Annotated in this window: 17 protein-coding genes; 9 read left to right on the plus strand and 8 right to left on the minus strand. The window is 55.3% G+C overall.

The window, feature by feature from the left end; genetic code table 11:
- The first annotated feature begins 286 nt into the window (after positions 1 to 286).
- Complete coding sequence (locus tag QMQ05_RS16290) at positions 287 to 1,120, plus strand: hypothetical protein (RefSeq protein ID WP_345471759.1); 834 nt, start codon at positions 287 to 289, stop codon at positions 1,118 to 1,120.
- A 126-nt stretch (positions 1,121 to 1,246) separates the two neighbouring features.
- A complete protein-coding gene (locus QMQ05_RS16295) occupies positions 1,247 to 1,981 on the plus strand; it encodes a hypothetical protein (RefSeq protein WP_345471761.1) in 735 nt (244 codons plus the stop codon).
- 433 nt (positions 1,982 to 2,414) lie between these two features.
- On the opposite strand, the gene QMQ05_RS16300 is transcribed toward QMQ05_RS16295, so the two are convergent.
- The gene (locus QMQ05_RS16300) at positions 2,415 to 4,271 is read right to left on the minus strand and encodes an ABC transporter ATP-binding protein (protein WP_345471763.1); all 1,857 of its coding nucleotides are present in this window, start codon (positions 4,269 to 4,271) and stop codon (positions 2,415 to 2,417) included.
- Between the two features lie 103 nt (positions 4,272 to 4,374).
- The gene (locus QMQ05_RS16305; RefSeq protein WP_345471765.1) at positions 4,375 to 4,971 is read right to left on the minus strand and encodes a TetR family transcriptional regulator; all 597 of its coding nucleotides are present in this window, start codon (positions 4,969 to 4,971) and stop codon (positions 4,375 to 4,377) included.
- Between the two features lie 194 nt (positions 4,972 to 5,165).
- On the opposite strand from QMQ05_RS16305, the gene QMQ05_RS16310 reads away from it, so the two are divergent.
- Both QMQ05_RS16310 and QMQ05_RS16315 read left to right on the plus strand, forming a co-directional pair.
- Positions 5,166 to 6,206: an aldo/keto reductase gene (locus QMQ05_RS16310; RefSeq protein ID WP_345471767.1), complete on the plus strand. Its 1,041-nt coding sequence runs from the start codon at positions 5,166 to 5,168 to the stop codon at positions 6,204 to 6,206.
- Positions 6,206 to 7,000, plus strand: coding sequence for a carbon-nitrogen hydrolase family protein (locus QMQ05_RS16315; RefSeq protein ID WP_345471768.1), 795 nt, complete (start codon positions 6,206 to 6,208; stop codon positions 6,998 to 7,000). The genes QMQ05_RS16310 and QMQ05_RS16315 overlap by 1 nt, the downstream gene beginning before the upstream one ends.
- Here QMQ05_RS16315 and QMQ05_RS16320 read toward each other — a convergent pair.
- Together QMQ05_RS16320 and QMQ05_RS16325 are read right to left on the minus strand one after the other, a co-directional pair.
- The gene (locus tag QMQ05_RS16320) at positions 6,981 to 7,862 is read right to left on the minus strand and encodes an alpha/beta hydrolase family protein (RefSeq protein WP_345471770.1); all 882 of its coding nucleotides are present in this window, start codon (positions 7,860 to 7,862) and stop codon (positions 6,981 to 6,983) included. The two genes, QMQ05_RS16315 and QMQ05_RS16320, sit on opposite strands and share 20 nt — an antisense overlap.
- A 117-nt stretch (positions 7,863 to 7,979) precedes the next feature.
- Positions 7,980 to 8,906 carry a DMT family transporter gene (locus tag QMQ05_RS16325; RefSeq protein ID WP_345471772.1) on the minus strand — a complete coding sequence of 309 codons (927 nt, stop codon included), beginning with the start codon at positions 8,904 to 8,906 and terminating at the stop codon, positions 7,980 to 7,982.
- Positions 8,907 to 8,938: 32 nt separating this feature from the next.
- On the opposite strand from QMQ05_RS16325, the gene QMQ05_RS16330 reads away from it, so the two are divergent.
- Positions 8,939 to 9,493, plus strand: coding sequence for an XRE family transcriptional regulator (locus QMQ05_RS16330; protein ID WP_345471774.1), 555 nt, complete (start codon positions 8,939 to 8,941; stop codon positions 9,491 to 9,493).
- Here QMQ05_RS16330 and QMQ05_RS16335 read toward each other — a convergent pair.
- Complete coding sequence (locus tag QMQ05_RS16335; RefSeq protein WP_345471776.1) at positions 9,439 to 10,587, minus strand: intradiol ring-cleavage dioxygenase; 1,149 nt, start codon at positions 10,585 to 10,587, stop codon at positions 9,439 to 9,441. The two genes, QMQ05_RS16330 and QMQ05_RS16335, sit on opposite strands and share 55 nt — an antisense overlap.
- 262 nt (positions 10,588 to 10,849) lie before the next feature.
- Between QMQ05_RS16335 and QMQ05_RS16340 the strand changes: the two genes are divergently transcribed.
- Complete coding sequence (locus tag QMQ05_RS16340) at positions 10,850 to 11,824, plus strand: Gfo/Idh/MocA family protein (protein WP_345471778.1); 975 nt, start codon at positions 10,850 to 10,852, stop codon at positions 11,822 to 11,824.
- On the opposite strand, the gene QMQ05_RS16345 is transcribed toward QMQ05_RS16340, so the two are convergent.
- Positions 11,821 to 12,627, minus strand: a complete 807-nt coding sequence (locus tag QMQ05_RS16345; RefSeq protein WP_345471780.1) for an alpha/beta fold hydrolase — start codon at positions 12,625 to 12,627, stop codon at positions 11,821 to 11,823. The two genes, QMQ05_RS16340 and QMQ05_RS16345, sit on opposite strands and share 4 nt — an antisense overlap.
- A gap of 50 nt (positions 12,628 to 12,677) precedes the next feature.
- On the opposite strand from QMQ05_RS16345, the gene QMQ05_RS16350 reads away from it, so the two are divergent.
- The 3 genes from QMQ05_RS16350 to QMQ05_RS16360 all read left to right on the plus strand — a co-directional run bounded on the left by QMQ05_RS16350 (position 12,678) and on the right by QMQ05_RS16360 (position 15,039).
- Entirely contained in the window at positions 12,678 to 14,444 is a 1,767-nt protein-coding gene (locus QMQ05_RS16350; protein WP_345471782.1) for a GNAT family N-acetyltransferase, read from the plus strand.
- 120 nt (positions 14,445 to 14,564) lie between these two features.
- Positions 14,565 to 14,792 carry a type II toxin-antitoxin system RelB family antitoxin gene (gene relB, locus QMQ05_RS16355; RefSeq protein WP_345471784.1) on the plus strand — a complete coding sequence of 76 codons (228 nt, stop codon included), beginning with the start codon at positions 14,565 to 14,567 and terminating at the stop codon, positions 14,790 to 14,792.
- Positions 14,793 to 14,808: 16 nt separating this feature from the next.
- Positions 14,809 to 15,039 (plus strand): type II toxin-antitoxin system RelE family toxin, encoded by a 231-nt coding sequence (locus QMQ05_RS16360; protein ID WP_345474794.1) that lies wholly within the window; start codon positions 14,809 to 14,811, stop codon positions 15,037 to 15,039.
- 529 nt (positions 15,040 to 15,568) lie between these two features.
- On the opposite strand, the gene galK is transcribed toward QMQ05_RS16360, so the two are convergent.
- Together galK and galT are read right to left on the minus strand one after the other, a co-directional pair.
- A complete protein-coding gene (gene galK / locus QMQ05_RS16365; RefSeq protein WP_345471786.1) occupies positions 15,569 to 16,765 on the minus strand; it encodes a galactokinase in 1,197 nt (398 codons plus the stop codon).
- Positions 16,762 to 17,871, minus strand: coding sequence for a galactose-1-phosphate uridylyltransferase (gene galT, locus QMQ05_RS16370; RefSeq protein WP_345471787.1), 1,110 nt, complete (start codon positions 17,869 to 17,871; stop codon positions 16,762 to 16,764). Before galT ends, galK begins: the two co-directional genes overlap by 4 nt.
- Between the last annotated feature and the right edge of the window lies 1 nt (position 17,872).

Here is a 17,872-nt window from a genome sequence, read left to right on the forward strand (position 1 = left end):
GTGTCCCTTTGAAATCCAAAGCGGGTGTGGTTGGTTGACCTATACAAAGTAGTGGCTCTTGGATTATCGGCCGAAATTGATATCAAGCTAGAGCCGAGCGTTCATTCTGCAATTCCGACAATGCGCTCATCAGGCGTCTAGAGCCTTAACGCTTAACGGTGTTGCAGGGTATCGCAGAGGTATTGCACTAAGAAATCGCATGACCTTACATAATGGCACCTCAAATGGTCGTTTTAACTAATGATCTTTTGCGGTAAATGCGAACCTAAAGTTGTGCAGTTCAAGCATGAACACCGACCTTTTGACATCCTCAGATGGTAAAGAAATTTCCGTCGCTGACCAACTAGTAGATGAGGACCCGTATACCCCCGAAACGATTCGCAAGGATCTGTTCACGCGTGCAAAACGCGGATTCGTCAATATTGACTTCGAATTCGTTCAGAAGTTCTCTGGAGATGACCGTGGCGACACGGTGCTTTCCAAGTTGCTGAAACGACGTAGCCGTCTCGAACTGGATCTGCTCCTGAGCATTCACGCGTTGAGCCCTATTCTCGAAGGCACGCCGCTGTCGTGGAAAGCGTGGGCTCTAGTACTAAATAGTGAGATGCGCGCGGTAAAACGTGCCGCGAAGGCTCTTTCCATCCCGGAGGTCGATCTTCTCGCGGTGGCCGATCCTCGGGCTAAGAAACCTGTTTTCGCTCTTAAAGCCGGGCTGGATCATAAGGGTAAGAAACGCTATTTTGCGTTGCCTTATGCGTATTGGACCGAGGGGCACATCGACCAGTTGACGATGCCAGGAAAGGTCACGTTGCTCATTTTGCTACGAGAAACCCAAGACCCTAAAGCGATGACGTTAGATAAATCTTATGAGCAAATCGGTAAGTGGTACGGCATTAGCGAGAGGACCGCGGAACGAGGGTTTGGCGAACTACGCTGCCTAGGTCTCATGCAGGAGATCAGTCGTAAAGCTAATGACCCGTTCACGACTAATACATATCGGCATATCTGGCATCGATGGCCGCTGGAAGCGTACTCCAAAGAGAACAGGAAATCGCTTCTTGCCCAAGCGAAAGCTGCGGCTAAATCATCAGCAAAACAAGATCCAAACGTCTCCGTTTAACGCAGAAACCCCGCTCGAAAGCGGGGCTCGTACGATGTATTCAGCGAGAATCCTTGTTCCTCGCGATACCTCCATCCTACGCGCGCGCTACCCCGTATTCAACTTTCACCTTTGGAGGACCCTACCTTGCACACTTCACCAGTACCTGACCCCGCCCAGTTTTTCGGGGACTCCCGTTTCAGCACCTACCACACTGCAGCTGGCGGCGACACGTCCTTGGCCTATGACCTCTATGCCTGGAATGCCCGTCTCGCCGGGGCATTCCACGAAGTTTTGGGCCATGCCGAGGTTGCTGTGCGCAATGCCATCGACACCCAGCTGAGGGACTGGAACCAGCAGCAATCGGATAACCCCCGAAATCCGGGTAAAACCTTCACCGATCAATGGTGCATCGACACCGCCATCCCACTGCACGGCCTGGTGGCCACACCTTTGAAGAAAGCCCGTAATAATGCGGGTGCTGCAAAGTCTTCCCGCCCTTCATCCCATGCCCGCAAGCATGCTGAGATCACCCACGACGACCTAGTCTTCCAGCTCAGTTTCGGTACATGGAATCACCTGGTCCCGTGGCCCAACAGCAAGCCAACACCTCAGCTGCGCCTCTGGGATGAAGCGGTCAAGAACGCCTTCCCCGGCATCAAACCGGGGATTGAAGGTTTGCGGCAGGTCAAGGCGCCCTTGAATAACCTCCACAGCCTGCGTAACCGGGTGGCCCACTGCGAACCGCTGCTCCACGTTGAGGCGAATCGGCGACTGCAGGACATTGCGCGGTTGACCGGCTATATCGATCAGCCCATCGCTGATTGGATCATGGGTCAGCAACGAGTCAGGGATGTAGCCCGCGAACGCCCTGCCATCTAAACCAGGAATTCTGCTCTCCGGGCCACGAATCTTCGGCAAGCGCAATGGACCACAAGAAGTGTTTCATAGCGGGAGGGCATTCCGTCAGTCATGGACCGGCCACGACTGAATCCACTTGAGACCCAAAATTCAGCCGTACGACCCCTTATGTAGTTGACAAAATCTTAAGCCCGAGGGACATGAGATCTAACGGCGCACATACCTCAATGCGGTGTCAGGCCATTTATCTGTCCAAAATGCCGGGAGCCTTGCACCGCTAGCCTGTCCAGGCAAGGCGCGTAGTCCCTAGTAGCTTCAGCCGTCAATACGGGCCCAAAACTAACGCATATTAGCCAGTCAGCTAGGTTAGTTGCTGTTGCATCCGTTCATCATCTTGAGCACGGCTGTCACCAGAAGCGTTCTTTCCAGCTACGCGAGCGATGGAGTTGCTCCGCTACTGAGCGAACTGAGTTTCGTAGAGCTGGGTGTAACGGCCACCAAGCGCAAGCAATTCCGTATGAGTACCGCGTTCAATGATGCGACCAGCTTCGACTACCAGAATCTGATCAGCTGAGCGGATGGTGGATAGACGGTGCGCAATAATCAGCGCCGTACGATTCTCCAATGCTTCAGCCAGAGCTGCCTGCACCGCAGCTTCGTTAGCAGAGTCCAAGGCCGCGGTCGCTTCGTCCAGAATGACCACCTGTGGGGCAGCCAGCAACAACCGAGCGATAGTCATACGTTGCCGTTCACCACCGGAAAGCCGATAGCCGCGCTCCCCAACCACGGTTTCCAACCCGTCAGGCAACGCCTGAATTACCGGCTTAAGGCGGGCACGTTCCAACGCCTCCCAAATCTGTTCATCGGTTGCATCTGGTCGAGCCAAGGAAAGGTTCGAACGGATCGTTTCATGGAACAAGTGTCCGTCCTGAGTCACCATCGACACGGAAGTTCGCAGCGAATCTAACTTCAGGTCTCGGATATCTTGACCTGCCAACTGAACGCTTCCCGAATCCACATCGTAGAGTCGAGCCAGCAGCGAGGCCACAGTGGATTTACCGGCCCCTGAGGAACCGACCAGGGCAAATGTTTGCCCTGCTGGAATTTCAAAGTTAATGTCATGCAGGACCTGTTCACCGCCGCGGGTGTCCAGGATTGCTACTTCTTCTAGCGATGCCAGCGAGACTTTATCTGCACTGGGGTACGAGAAGTTCACGTGATCAAATTTCACCGGAACCGGGGCACCGACGGCGAGGCGGCGTGCGTCTGGGGCATCGGAAATCAGTGGTTCTAAATCCAAGACTTCAAAGACACGGTCAAAGCTAACCAAAGCACTGGTGATTTCTACACGAGCATTAGCTAACGCAGTCAATGGGGTATAAAGCCTGGTCAGTAGCATGCCAAGGGTGACAACATCACCAGCGGCGAGCTCTCCACGGATGGCATACATGCCACCCAATCCGTAAACCAATGCGAGCGCCAACGCCGCGACCAACGTCAATGCCGTCACAAAGTAGAACTGGCGCATCGTCATCTTCACGCCGATATCTCGGACTCGTCCGGCGTGCAGGGCGAATTGCTTCGACTCATCTTTGGGACTGCCAAAGAGTTTGATCAGTGTCGCACCAGGTGCGGAGAACCTCTCGGTCATCTGATTGCCCATGCTCGCATTTAGCTCAGCGGATTCACGGCGCAGAAGAGCCACCGATTTGCCGAAGCGGCGGGCAGGCAAAAGGAAAATAGGCAGAAGCACCAGCGCAAGCAGCGTGACCTGCCACGAGGTGGTGAACATGACCGCGGCCGTGAGAATCAGCGCCACCGTATTTGAGACTAAGCCCGAAAGTGTTCCTGCAAACGCTGATTGCGCACCAATGACGTCGTTGTTCAAGCGGCTCACTAGGGCACCAGTACGTGTGCGAGCGAAAAATGCTACAGGCATTTTTTGCACGTGGTCGAAGACCGCGGTACGCAGGTCGTAAATAATTCCTTCGCCAAGACGCGAGGAGAACCAACGCACAATGACGGAAGTAATGGCATCTAACACCGCGATCACTGCCATGATGATGGCCAAATTAACGATGGTGCGTACACCGGACTGGGCCACGATTTCATCAACGACTCGGCCAGCCAGGACTGGGGTAACCACGGCGAGGACAGCTGCAATCACCGAGAACAATACGAAGATCAGGAGCCGGGTTTTATATCCAGCAGCAAATTTCAGGACCCGTTTGGGTGTCGTTGAAGCGTAGGCCTTTCCACGCTCGCCAGATAGTTTCCATAGCGAATGCCATGCGGCACTTTCCATGCTCATTAGTTGTTGCTCGCAATCCTGCTCGGGGATTCGGTGGATGCCACCGTGCCTAGTTTCCCAGCAACACTTGCGCAACTTCTAGGTAGGCTCAGCTTATTTACGCCTACCTACTGGTTGACCATTTGTCGTCAATCATGGCCGCAAAGTCGAAGGCCTCGTCGAGGATTTCGCGCAGGCTGTGCTCATCGGATTCAACCCATCTAAGAAGCGCGTGGTCGTAGAGTGTTAGCGCAAGTAGGGCAGATGTATCGGCCAGCCGCGGATTGGCGCAATACGGGTGAAGCGCCTGGGCAAGAGCACTACTCTGTTCCCTCCTCGACTCCTGCCATGTGGCTCGCAATGCAGGGGTACTCTTGACCAGATTGATCTGTGAGCGCATCGTTCCCGGGTCGCCTTCAGCGGCCAGGACCGTCGGTTCAAAACTACGACGCAAAAGTTCAAGCAGACTCTCACTGGGGTTCGAAACCATGGACTCAAGCATTTGAGAAAAATGCATATTCATGGATCGTAAAGCGGTGACCACGGCGTCTTCCTTCGATGAAAAATATCTGAAGAAAGTTGCTCTGGAAATACCCACTGCTTGGGCAGCCTGTTGGGCAGTGACATTCTCTAAACCGCGCTCGGCAAAAACAGCGTACAACTGCTGTGCCAGTTCTGTTTTCATCTTCTCGCGCACTCGTTCGCGTACTACGCTACCCATGACAAGAATCTTACTCAGAGACTGGTACTCGGTTATGAGACTCTGTCTCTTTAAACATGTCAGATCATGTTTTGCTTAGGCGTGTCGCGGAGTAGAGAGTTAATTTTTCTCAACATGCATCGGATGGTGATGCCCAGTACGCACGGCTTAGTTAGGCTCACTAACAGGTAATAACTTCAACGCAAAGGACCGGCATGGCAGATCAGCACAACATCGACACGATTGAATTGGGTCAAGGTTTGAGCGTGACTGCCCAAGGTTTCGGATGCATGTCGTTGAGTAGCGCCTACGGCTCAGCAGACGATACAGAGTCGCTGCGCACCGTGAACCATGTGATCGATTCGGGAGTGACTTTCTTAGACACCGCAAACATCTACGGTGCCGGGCACAACGAAACATTGCTTTCCACGGTGCTGAAGACACGTCGAGATGAAGTCACCCTGGCGACAAAAGCTGGAATTGTCCGCCCCAAGAACCCGTCAGAGCCACGGGTCAATGGAGACCCTGCCTTCATCAAGAAATGTCTCGACGAGAGCCTGCAACGCTTGGGCGTAGAGCATATTGACCTGTACTACTATCACCGGGTTGATAGCCGGATCCCCATTGAAGAAACAATGGGTGCATATAAGGAATTAGTCGAGGCCGGCAAGGTGAGCCACGTCGGCTTATCCGAAGTTACCGCCAATGAATTGCGCCGTGCGCACGCGGTCCACCCAATTACCGCCATTCAAATGGAATACTCCATCTTCAGCCGTGACATCGAACGCTGGTTGTTGCCTACGGCCAGCGAATTAGGCGTCGGTCTGGTCACCTACGCATCATTGGGACGTGGCTATTTCACCGGAGAAGTTGATTCCTTTGATCAGTTGGAGCCCAATGATGTCCGTCGTAACTTCCCTCGATTCGAAGATTCCAGGATGGCCAACAATCTCCCTCTTAGGCAGATTATTGAAGAGGTCGCTTTAAGAGAACAGGCAACGACGGCTCAGGTTGCACTGTCGTGGGTCTATGAACAGGCTCGACTCCACAATGTGGCTGTTTCCCCGATCCCCGGCACGCGTTATACCCACCACTTTGATGACAACCTGCAATCGCTGAACGTGAAGCTCTCGCCAGAATCAATGGCCCAGCTTAATGAGTTGGCCGCCCGCGTCGACGGCGAGCGCCAAGCCGACATCATGTCCGTATCCAAGGGCCGTGAAGAAGAACAGATGGCTGAAGGGAACAACGTCTGATGAAAATTGCCCTCGCCCAAGTACTGAGCACTTCAGACCCGCAGCACAATCTGGTGACCATACGCGATCATGCGAAGCAGGCCAAAGAAGCTGGAGCTTCATTGGTAATTTTTCCAGAGGCGATGCAGGTCGCTTTTGGCAATGACCTGACTCAGGTGGCACAGCCCCTCGACGGGCCGTGGGCCACTTTAGTCCGCCAGTTGGCTAGGGACATTGGAATCACCATCATCGCTGGGATGTTTACTCCTGGGGAGGGCCACCGGGTGCGCAATACTCTCGTGGTTGCTGGTGCCGATGTCGATACGCACTACGACAAGATCCACCTCTACGACGCCTTTGGTTATGCCGAGTCGGACTCGGTCACCCCCGGAAGTACACCTGTCCAGTTTGAGCATGAAGGCAGCACCGTAGGTCTTGCCACCTGTTATGACCTTCGATTCCCGCGACTCTTTATCCGCAATGCAGTTTCTGGGGCAGCGGTGAACGTGGTCAGCGCTTCTTGGGGTGCCGGCGACGGCAAAGTGGAACAATGGACCACACTCGCCAAGGCTCGGGCCTTAGACTCCACCACCTTTGTGGTGGCGGTTGATCAGGCAGATCCAGTCAGTGTTGGCAGGAAGTTGCATGGCACAGCACCCTTGGGCGTCGGTCATTCACTTGTTGTCGACCCGTTGGGACGGGTCATCGCCCAAGCCGGGGCTGAGCCAGAACTGCTCGTGGTGGACCTGGATCTGACAGTGCTCGACACTGCCCGGAAACAATTACCGGTGCTGTCTAATTCCGTGGATCTTTAGCTTCAAACCAATCTAGGATGTCATCCCAGACTGGTTCTCCAATGCCTCGGCGCATCAAACCGTGGTGCCCGATGCTCTTGGCGCCCACCTGTTCAGGGGTGTAGGTGCGGCGTTCAACGGGCACCCCGGTGACATGGCTAGTTAAGGCGTCCATTTGGTGGGGTGAGGCCCATAGGTCGTCGCTGGCGCCTACCGCCAGCATTGGGACTCGAAGCTGTTCTGCCCTTTGCACAGCGGCCATGCTGGGGTCATCAAAGAAGTAGTTCTTCCTTAGGGTCCAGCTGCTCCAATCAAGCAGAGCTTCACGAGGAATGTCTTCGCCGAGCCCTAGCTTCTTTCCTGGCATATAGCCGATGAGCCTGCTCAGCACTGGTCCGATGAGGTTGAGGACCGCAGTGACGCGAAGTCGTTCGGGCAGCGGAGAAATAGTACGCAGTGCGGCCACATGGCTTGAAGTAATCGCGCACGCTTTCAGACGCTCGGTCCCGTAATTCAGCACAAGCCCATGTCCACCGACGCTATGTCCCAAGGCAAAATGGGGCAGGTCCGGATAGCGTTCGGCCGCCCACTGCGCGACGGCTGGAATATCTTGTTGGATCCAGTCACGCATCTTGATCTCAGGGAGCGCTTTAGGAGACCCGGAGAGTCCAGTGCCACGGTAATCGTAGGTGATCGTTAGTATTCCCCTACCGGCGGCATGCTGCGCGAAGGCCCGGTAGAAGCCCTGCGGTGTTGCAGTTGCTGGATGAATTACCAGTACGCCAGTAATCTCTGTGCCTGGTTTGAAGAGCGTCGCTTGCACGCTATCTCGTGCGGTCACGAGGACGCTAACGACTTCACTGGTGATGCTCTGGGTCAACATAAGCTCATCCTATGCCGATGTTACTGATCAGTAAATAGCTCGTCTGGGCCACCGGAAAGTCTTTGAGCTCCGCTCAAATCCAATCTGCTTCAGTGGTCAATCACCGAAAGACTGCCGTCACACTTCAGCGCGTTCAATCTCGTCCTCGTGCTGAGCGCTGACGGCAGTCTTCTTTCGCGGGGAAAGTTCACTAATCAATGCCCCCGCAACGATAAACACAGCTCCAGCGATGGCAACTGGTGGTAGTCGGTCCCCCGCGATGCGACCGATAATGGCTGCCCACACCGGTTCCCCGGCATAGATAATCGTCGCGCGCGCTGGCGACACGGACTTCTGTGCCCAGTTCATGGCCAGCTGGATCATGCAGCTAGCCACACCCAAGGCAACAGAAGCTACGATCCACACCCATGAAAATTCTGGAATGTGTTCACCAGTGACTGGAACAGCTAGAAAACCGAGAATGCCGGCCACAAGAAGCTGCACTACCGTGACCCGACCAAGGTGTACTTTGCCAGCAAACCAGCCGATGAAGATGATCTCTAAGGCTATTGGGAGGGTGCTGATAATAGTGACGATTTCTCCGGTGCCGAAGGTGACCCCGATACTTCCCGGATCCGCCAAAAGCACCAAACCAATAAACGCGAGTGCGACGCCAATCCACGTCAGGAGCCCTGGCTTCTTCCTGAAGACCAGCCACTGTAGAAGTGGAACCAGCGGGACATAAAGTGCAGAAATGAAGGCCGAAGTACTGCTGTTCAGCGCCTGCAGTCCGGCGGTTTGCAGACCGTAGCCGAAGAAGATCATCACTCCGATGCAGGCTCCGGCAAATACTTCTTTGAGCGTGAGCCCCTTGAGGACGCGCGCAAAAAGCAGGGCGCTAATGAGCCCTGCTGTCATGAATCGCATCCCCACAAAAAACCACGGGCCACTGTATTGGACGGCAATGTGGATGATCAGAAAAGTTGCGCCCCAGACGACGGTGGCGAGAACCAATACGGCTTCCTGGCGGGAGAACGCACGCCAACGGGACTGATTGTGCAACATAATGCACAATCTTATGGTGAATAATAGTTCACATGCAAACCAGTGACAGCGCAGAAGTACTGACCCACGTCAGTAGAAATGTTCGCCGGCTACGACTTGCTACAGGCTTGAGCCAAGCAGCCCTCGCCGACCAATCAGGGGTTAGCCGACGCACGGTGATCAAATTGGAAGCCGGCGAAGCAAACATCAGCCTCACCGGGCTAGACCGACTTGCGGAGTCTTTGGGCGTGACGTTTGTTGACCTGGTCGCAGAACCCTCAGCTCCACGTTCCTTTATCAATGAAATCGTATGGAGAGGGCAACACCCTCGAAGCGTGGCGACCCTCATGGCTTCCGTTCCAGCAAACAAAGAAGCGCAGCTTTTAACCTGGTCTCTTGAACCCACGGAGCGTTATGTTGGCGAACCGGATCCTGCCGGTTGGTCAGAAATGATTCTGGTTTTTGAAGGAACCCTGCGCATCGTCACTACCGAAGAAACCGTACTGCGCTCTGCCGGTGAGCACTACGCCTTTGCCACCTCGCAGGACTTCTCCTATGTCAACGAAGGACAGCAGCTGACTCGTTTTGCCCGCATTGTCGTTAGCTGACGCGAAGTTTTGAAAAATAAACAGAGCCTAAAGGCCAGCGGATAGCATTGCTGCTCCGCTGGCCTAAGACGATAACTGCTGGAATCAGTTGATGGTGAGGCAGAGGTTGTGCCCTCATCAGATGGCATCGAAGGAGCTCCCGATGGTGGAGTTCCGCCCGGTGCGCCCGAAGGTGGGGTGCCACCTTGCTCACCTGGTCCACCTGAAGGCGGGGTTCCCCCGCCACCCATACCGCCACCATCCGGGGCGGAACCTGCAGATGGTTCAGTGTTGGTATCGACGTTGACGGTCAGTTTTACCGTGTAGCCCGAAGTTGTATCTCCGGTTACTGTTGCCAGCTGTGAAACGCCACCATCGTCGCCAAAGACATTGTCAGTCTCCAATGTCAGGCTCTTCATATTCGTGACTGACTTTTCGTATCCCGAGGTAGCAAATGCTGCGTCGCAGATATCCTTCGGCAAAGCTACCTGAGACGTGGCGATGGCATTGGTGGAATCGGTAATGGAGTCGGTATCTGGGTAAACCTCAAAGTGAATGTGTGGCCAACGGCCCGAGTAACAGGCCGGGAAGATACTGGTGTAACGAACAATGCCATCGGCGTCAGCTACCTGCACACCGCGCAAGTAGTTCTCGTTTTCCAGGCCAGTGGAGTACATCGAGTATTCACCGTCACGGTCACAATGCCAGACATAAACTGCTACGCCTTCAAAGGGAGCGTTGCCATTGGCCATGTCCACGATGCTCAGCTCGAGAGTCATGGGAATGCCTTCAGCGGTGGTGGTGCTTTCGCCGAAGCTAGAACGGATATCGCTTCGAACGATGCCGCTTTCTTCGAGAACATCTGGGCCGTTCGAACCATCACCCGGGTAAGGACCAGCGGTTTCGTCGGGAATCTCAGCGGTGGTGGATGAGTCTGAACTGCTCGTTGGTGCACAGGCCGCCAAGGCGAAACCTACAGCGCCTAGCCCAACACCGGCCAGCACCTTTCGACGCTCAATGAGTGTTCCTACGTCGAAGGCCAGACCCTGGTCTTCGAGGTCTTCTTCCGGTCGGGGCAAGGGACGAGAGCCAAACCAACGTGGTGGGGGATTCATGAATGCTCCTATGAAAAAGTGTGAAATAAAGGGTGCAACTAAAGCATAGGAATAGCTACAGAGGATTGACCCAGCTAGCCCTGTGTAGTTTCTATGGCCACTTCCCCGGTGGTCAGATACTTAGATAGTTCGCCGTTTCCCTTTTACTGACATCGACAGGTCGCTAGGGTAAAGAGCAGTTACCCACCCACCCGTTTAGGGAGCTACTGTGCCTCTTTCACTACCGAGCCCATCATTTGCTCATCCCTCAACGGCGCCCGCAGTGAACTGGGGGATTCTAGGACCAGGCTGGATTGCCACGCAGTTCGCCAGTTCCCTCACGACTTTGACACAGAGCCGCATCTCAGCGGTGGGTTCGCGCAGCCAGGAACGTTCAGCAAGGTTCGCCCGCGAACATGGTGATAATGACACGAGCGCCTACGGTTCATATGATCAAGTACTTCTGGATCCCACGGTCGACGTGGTCTACATAGCAGTCCCGCACAGCGGACACGCGGACTTGGCACTACAAGCTATCAGCGCAGGAAAGCATGTTCTGGTGGAAAAGCCGCTGACTCTCAACTCCGCCCAAACCCAGCAGGTCATCACCGCGGCCAAAGCCGCCAAAGTCTTTGTTATGGAAGCAATGTGGTCGCGCCTTCTGCCCGTCGGTAGCGTCATCTCGCAGGTCATCACATCGGGACTGCTCGGTCAGATCATTGCCGTTAATGCGGATTTCGGAGCACAATTTGCCGTTGACCCCACCTCAAGGATCTATGATCCAGCGCTGGGTGGTGGAGCATTGCTTGATCTAGGGATCTACCCGATTGCTTTTAGCCATATGGTCTCCCCTGCTCAGCGACTTCTGCACGCCTCCGGGCGCATGACCCACAGCGGTGTTGATGCTTCTTTTACAGCGTTACTTGCCAATGAGGACGGTTCCACGTCCAGCATCTTCAGCAGCATCGAAACTGACTCTCCGCAGTCAGCTTGGATTGCCGGAACTAAGGCAACTCTAGAGGTGCAGCGCCCCATTTTTGCCAGTAGCCGACTCACATTGCGCCGTAGTGATGGCAGTATTGCCGACAGCAAGGATTTCACCGAGCATTCCCCCGCCACTGGTCTGGGTTGGGAAGCGGCGCATGTCGCGCAGTGCCTCAGCGAAGGGCTACTTGAGTCGCCGGTGATTCCGCTGCACGATTCGTTAGCCATTGCTGACACGATGGATCTCATCGCCGAAGAACTACGCCGTAGCTAGAGAATCGGTTCTGCCGGGTGCAGGGCACTGTGCTTGAGCACATCCTCCATCAGCTGTTGCGGCCATACATTCACTTCTTCACGGGTGCTGGCAACGTCCAACCTCGCCTGCGGCAACGCATATAACAATGCCTGCGCGGTAGTGACCGGATGGGATGGATCCTCGGTCCACGCAAGGATGTGGGTGGGCACGGTGACTCGGGCCAGCTGCGCTAGTTGTGGCAGGTCACTGGCGGCAGCACCACGAAGAATAGTAGGCAATAACTGCGGTGAATTATCCGGGACAGTGATCGGATTGCCGATAGTTGCGGGAGGTACTGGCTGATCTACATCAGCTTGGATAAAGGCCTCCCACCCCTGAGTTTCCAGCATTTGAGCTTGATCTAAGTAGGCTTGGGCTTTGGCCTTCCGCGATTCCCACGCCGTTGGCGGTAGTAGTAGGGTCAGCCCACAGAAGCGTTCGGGCTCTTTGATTGCTGCGTACAGCAAAGTAGCGCAACCCATCGAAGGGCCCACACCGTACACTTTTTCGTTCGGGAAGTACTCATGGAGCAAAGCTAAGAGATCATCTGCAAGGTTCTTCCACTCATAGTCTTCAACCACTTTGCGTCCGGTGGATTCTCCGTGTCCGCGCGCATCATAGCGAAGCAACCGTGTGCCGCTCAGCCCCCGGCCGAGATCCATATTCAGTACGCGGTCACGGGCCCGGCTGGAGGTCAGCCCGTGTAACTGAACTACCGGATGCCCACCTTCATCACTGAGTTCTACTGCAAGTTCAGCGCCTTGAACACTAAATTTCGCCATAATCCAAGTTCGCTTCCGTCATAGTCAATCTTGGGTAATAGGATAACGCCATGAGACTGACGAACGTTGCACAGTTACGGTTGCCCTTCGGAAAGTTGCACGGTTACGACCTCTCGGTCCAACCTACCGATATTGAGTTGCCTATTTCTTTTGATCAGAGGCGTCATGTCTCTCTGGGCCAACGTCCAGGATCATGGATGGCCATCAGTTTCAGGTTGCCAGCCAAGGTGAGCTTAGAAGATCTGGCTACCGCCTGGTTAGAAGTCATCAACCACCATGGAACCATGCGGTCAGCCTTCAGCCATGACTCTCAAGGCGAACTACGACTTGAGCAGATCAACGTTTCACCCGGTGCTTGGGTGCAGCACCCTGTGGCCAGCGGTCAGTCAATGAATGAAGCCTTGAGAGATGTTTTTGACCAAGCCTGCGCTCCCTTTAATGCCCCGTCTCACCGTTTGTGTCTCTTGGAAACCGCGCTGGAATCAACCCTCATCATTGCCTCAGATCATTCACACGTCGACATGTGGTCCATGCTGGTCATCGTGCGTGATCTACTGCGAGCGCTGGGGCTTTCCGATGATGACGTGGTCGCACAGCCGCTACCCGCGCCAAGCTTTACCGATCACACCCGCGCGTTATCCGAACGTGAACGTGCACCACGTGAGGTGCACCAACGCTGGGCAGAGGTCTTGGAAGCCAGCGGTTCGGTGATGCCCCGCTTCCCTTTGCCCCTGGGAGAACCAGTCCCCCACGCCGAACGGGTAGAAGTCCGAGATGTCTTGGATGTCGATGACAGCGCGGCTTTTGCTGCTCAAGCCAAAGAGGATTCTGTCTCCACGTTGAGCGCTGTTGTTTCGGCGATGACCTCGGTGACGTTGGAACTGGCCCAGGCCCCGCTACGTGCGGTCTTTCCGGTGCATAGCCGCTACGATCACCAATGGAATGACTCGGTGGGCTGGTTCATCACCAATTCGGTCATTGAATCCTCCGATCCTGCCCCGCTGGCCTGCGCGGCTGCCGTCAAGGAAGCGGTACGACTCGGTTCGTGGCCGCTGGAAGAAATCCTGGAACCCTTTGGGGGTATGCCCGAAGCCCCAGGGATGTTCGCCATTTCCTGGTTGGACCTGCGCCGACTCCCGGTGCGCGTTGACTCTATCGGTCTTCAAGCGCAGTACATCAGCGCCAATATCCGCACCGATGGGGTGATGTTGTGGTTCATCCTTGATGATGCCGGTCTACATCTGCGTTGCCGCTATCCCGATACCGCCGAGGGCCGTGAACATGTGGGTGGCTGGCTTGATGCCCTGATCCTCAAACTACGTTCACAGGCCCGCGCTTCAGCCGGTGGACTGCTGCGCCTGGGTGAACGCCGTTACCGTGTGCAACGAGCCGAACGCTCTGATGTACCAGCCATTGTCGCACTACTTACCGATGACAAGTTGGGTGCCACCCGTGAAGGCAGCGAGCTGGTGACCTATGAACGGGCTTTCGACAAGATCAGCCGCGACTCATCCAACTATCTTGCAGTAGTCCGCGATGAACAAGACACTGTCATCGGGACGATGCAGTTATCAATCATTCCGGGGTTATCCCGCAACGGCACCACACGTCTACAGATTGAAGGTGTTCGCGTGGCCGCCAGCGAAAGGTCGCAAGGAGTCGGCCGGGCAATGCTTGAATGGGCGCATACCCACGGTCGGGCTCGCGGTGCCCGCCTGGCACAACTGACCACCGATAATTCGAGGGTCAAGGCCCACGAGTTTTATGCACGTTTGGGGTATGAACAGAGCCATGTGGGGCTTAAATTGCAGCTTTAGGTCTGGTGATCGTTATCCGAAAACTATGTGTGCAATCCTATGTGCCACTTACACTGCTGGTAGTCGTGGTCTGAGTCGTAAACTGGTGAATACATGTATTCACTTTTGAAGGAGGACTAGATGCCAACCAGCATTCGACTACCTCAAGAGACTGAAGAGCGCCTTGACCGATTAGCCGCCTCAACAGGCCGCTCTAAAGCGTTCTACTTACGCGAGCTGATCACGACCGGACTTGATCGGATTGAGCGGGAATACACCATCGCCCAGAACGCCTCCGAGATTCGGGCAGGTCGTCGCCAGACCGTTTCCAGTGATGATGTAAGGCGTGAACTTGGCCTGGGAGGGTAGGTACGACTAGGAGGCGATCAAAGCCTTAAAACGGCTGGATAAACCAGTCTCACAAAAGATCATGAACTACCTCGATGAAGTGGCAGCACTTGATGATCCTCGCGTACGTGCCAAGCCCCTGCAAGGCCCGTTGACAGGCCTTTGGCGATACCGCGTCGGAGACTACCGCGTCATTTGCGATGTAATCGACGGAGAACTCACCATCGTCGCCCTGGATCTAGGTCACCGCTCCAAAATATACCTCTAGCCATTGGATACCCACTCCGTCCAAACGCATAGCGCTGAAACTTGGCCAATGGACGTAGAAGTCAGAGCAGTTCACGTTGCTAAGATTCACTGGATGGCGGACCATGGTGAGCCTTTCCCGCATTCGAAGCAGCTCAGGCTTACGGCCGTCCGTTCCGAAGCGCTGCGACGGGTGACAGGCAGAGGCATTGTCTAGCAGGTAAATCCTCCGACAGAAGAGACCCCGAGGGAAATAAATTTAGTTGCTCGCCTGATTCAAGTTATTTCTTGAATGAAGTTATGGTCTTGCCAGAATTCTTGCCATCAAGCTGTATTTCTCTGCGGCCGAAAATCCCATGAGCTCGTCGTACGCCCCAGATTCCTTCACACCATCTATGGAGCCAGAGCTACGATATCTGAGGCGTTTTCCCAGTTACTTAATGTCCATTGACTACGGGCTGTAGGCAATCCACCAGACAGGCCCACTTCAGGGGCGCTCAAACAAGTCTGAGACAACACAATCTTCACCATGATGTCACCGGCCCCACCATCTACGCGCGGCCGGCCCCCTCGTCAGCCACCACGGCGAAGATATTCGGCTGTACATAACCGGCCTGCTCAAAAGCCTCTAATACCGCCTGGCTGACCGGTTCCACCTGGTCGCGGTGAATCAAGGCAATGGCACTGCCACCAAAGCCACCACCGGTCATCCGGGCACCTATCGCTCCAGCCCCCATCGCTGCTTCCACAGCGGCATCAAGTTCTTCACTAGAAATCTCATAGTCATCCCGCATGGAAACATGAGACTGATACAAGTGCTCGCCGACAGCATTGAGGTTACCTTCGCGCAGAACCTCGACGGTATCCAAGACTCGCTGATTCTCGGTGACAATATGCTTTGCGCGGCGCTTGATCACCGGGTCTTCAATGCCCTCAAGCTGGGCAACATCGCTTACCTCGCGAAGAGCGTCTACTTTCAAAACTTCGCAGGCTTCTTCGCAGCTTCGTCGACGCGCAGCATAACCACCATCAACATGCGAATGCTCCACCCGCGTATCAATGACCAATACCACCGCGTCATTTTCCGCCAAGGGCAACGGCACATTCTGCGCCTGCATGGAACGGCAATCCAAGAACAACGCATGCTGCGCCTGCGACATTAATGAAGCGCTCTGGTCCATGATCCCGGTCGGGGCACCCACAAATTCGTTCTCGGCGCGCTGGGTCAGCTGAGCCATTTCGGTGAGCGAGAGCCCCAGATCATAGAGATCGTTCAGAGCAACAATGGTCCCAACTTCTAGGGCGTGCGAGGAGGACAATCCCGAGCCCACGGGAACATCCGAGTCCACCAATAGCTCAAACCCTGATAGTTCAACACCCTCCAGCTGGTTCAGTACCCACACCACGGCCGCCGGATAGGCTGCCCATCCTGGGACCGCACGCGGCACTAACTCATCAATAGTGATGGAGGTGATGGGAAGCGAGTCCGCCTGACCGTAGGTTGAGGCGAAGTGAAGTGTTGTGCTCTCTGGTTCCAGTTGCGACTTGCGACGGATGGCTACCAAGGCGTTCTTGTCGATGGTAAAGGGCAGGACGTATCCCATGTTGTAGTCGGTGTGTTCACCGATCAGGTTTACTCGTCCCGGGGCACGCCAGATGCCTTCCGGATGATGTCCGAAAGTCTTGGTGAACTTTTCTCGTAGTGCGGCCACGCGGGCCGCATGCTCTTGGCTGTCACTAATGCTCACGGGGTGACCTCACGCAATCTTGCTGCCGTAGCTTCGGCTGGTACGTCATTAATAAAAGCTCCCATCGCCGCCTCAGACCCGGCGAGGAACTTGAGTTTGTCGGCAGCTCGACGCGGGCTGGTCAGTTGCAGATGCAACCGTGAGGCGGCACGCTCTGGGGCAGCCAGCGGGGCTTGATGCCAGGCGGCGATATAAGGAGTTGGGGTGTCATAGAGTGCATCAAAACGACGCAAGAGATCTCGATACATGATCGCGAGCTCGTCTTTTTCTTCGTCGTTTAACGCTGCAAAGTCTGGCACGTGGCGGTGTGGAACCAGGTGGGCTTCCAGCGGCCAGCGCGCTGCATAGGGAACAAAAACAGAGAAGTGTTCACCCTGCACCACCATGCGAGTACCTTCAGCCTGCTCAAATTCGAGGATGTCTCCGAGCAGCGTACGACCGGTAGCCTCAAGATGTTTGACCGCCTGTTCTGCCATCTTGCGGGCCGTAGGTGTCAGGTACGGGTAGGCGTAAATCTGACCATGAGGGTGGTGCAAGGTAACACCAATATCCTGCCCGCGGTTCTCAAAAGGGAAGACCTGGGCGATGCCTTCCATCCCCGAGAGCTCTTGGGTGCGCTGCGCCCACGCTTCAATCACGGTACGGGCACGTTCATCATTCAGTGAAGCAAAAGACCCGTTGTGATCCGGGGTAAAGACCACCACTTCACAGCGCCCGTAAGCCGGTACCGGCACCTGATTCTCCGCGCGTTCTGGCACCTGTCCTAGCGCCGGGCCCAGTGAGGGGAATCGGTTTTCAAAGACCACCACGTCAAAATCTTCGGCGGGGATTTCGCTTTCACGTGAACCCACACTTGGACACAGCGGGCACTGGTCCTTGGGCGGCAGATAGGTGCGCGATTGGCGGTGGGCTGCCACAGCCACCCAGTCCCCGGTCAACCGGTCGAAGCGTAGTTCCCCGGGCTCACCGCGTGGATCCAAGGCTCGGGTGTCAACGACCTGTTCGGGCACGGTCGAAGTAGCGTCAGCGAAGAAGATCGCTTCGCGTCCGTCGGCGAGGTGGTGCACCCGATGGGTGATTTCATGTGCTGCGTTGCCCTGCGGCATG

Source organism: Glutamicibacter sp. B1, assembly GCF_039602135.1.
Taxonomy (GTDB): Bacteria; Actinomycetota; Actinomycetes; order Actinomycetales; family Micrococcaceae; genus Glutamicibacter; species Glutamicibacter ectropisis.